This is a genomic window from Treponema sp. UBA7567 (genome assembly GCF_002476655.1).
Taxonomy (GTDB): domain Bacteria; phylum Spirochaetota; class Spirochaetia; order Treponematales; family Treponemataceae; genus Treponema_D.
The window spans coordinates 1-964 of sequence record NZ_DLLH01000013.1; the positions used below are offsets into that span (position 1 = coordinate 1).

The following is a 964-nucleotide window of genomic DNA, read 5'->3' on the forward strand; positions in this document are numbered from 1 at the left end:
AAAATGCTGAAAAACCATTCCCATTTTTTGACGGATTTTGTTGATGTCTGTTTTTTTGCCGGTAATGTCTGTTCCTTCAAAAATAATGCTTCCACTAGTCGGAGTTTCCAGTAAATTCAAACAACGCAAAAAAGTCGACTTACCGCCGCCGCTCGGTCCGATAATTACAATTTTTTCGCCTTTATTTATAGTTTCCGAAATTCCGTCAAGAACTGTTAATTGTCCAAATTTTTTAACAAGGTTTCTTATTTCAATCATCAATTTTCTCCAGTAAAAAATTCAAGGAATTTTATTTTTTTTCAGACTTGGCAACTTTTGTTTCGATTGCAGAAAAAATCTTTGTAAGACCAACTGTAAGAATAAGATAAACCAGGGCGCAGGAAAGGAGCGGAACCCAGGCGTTGTAAGTTGCATTGCGAATATTGTCGCACGCTTTCTGAAGGTCAACTACGGCAATAAAACTTGCAACCGAAGTTTCTTTTATAAGAGTAATGAATTCCGATGCAAAAGTAGGCAAAATAGTTTTAAAAGCCTGAGGAATAATGATTGCAAACATAGTCTGTGCCCAGTTCAAGCCAAGCGAACGTCCGGCTTCCATTTGACCTTTATCTACACCGTTTATTCCGGCTCTGAAAATTTCTGTGCAATATGCCCCGGAATTTACACCAAACGAAATTATTGCAACCAAAACAGTATTTCTTACTCCCAATGGCGAAAAAATAACAAAATAACAAATCATCAACTGAGTTGCCATTGGAATTCCGCGAATCAAAGTCGTATAAACGTTAGAAATCGCATTTAAAATTTTTGAATTAGAAAGTTTAAAAATTGCAAAAATGCAGCCAAGGATTGTTCCCATCAAAACCGCGCAAAAGGCGATTAAAAGAGTTGTTCCCAACCCCTGCAAAATCATCATCCACCTGCCGTGAGAGAACATAATTTCTAAAATTTTTTGAAGCATTTT

General features: G+C 36.6%; 2 protein-coding genes. Both read right to left on the minus strand.

Annotated features, from left to right (window positions below):
- Positions 1-258, minus strand: a 258-nt coding sequence (locus B3Y13_RS00895; protein WP_296692084.1) for an ATP-binding cassette domain-containing protein, incomplete at its 3' end; no start/stop codon positions are given.
- A gap of 31 nt (positions 259-289) precedes the next feature.
- The coding region (locus tag B3Y13_RS00900; protein WP_414718181.1) for an amino acid ABC transporter permease at positions 290-964 on the minus strand (675 nt) is incomplete at its 5' end.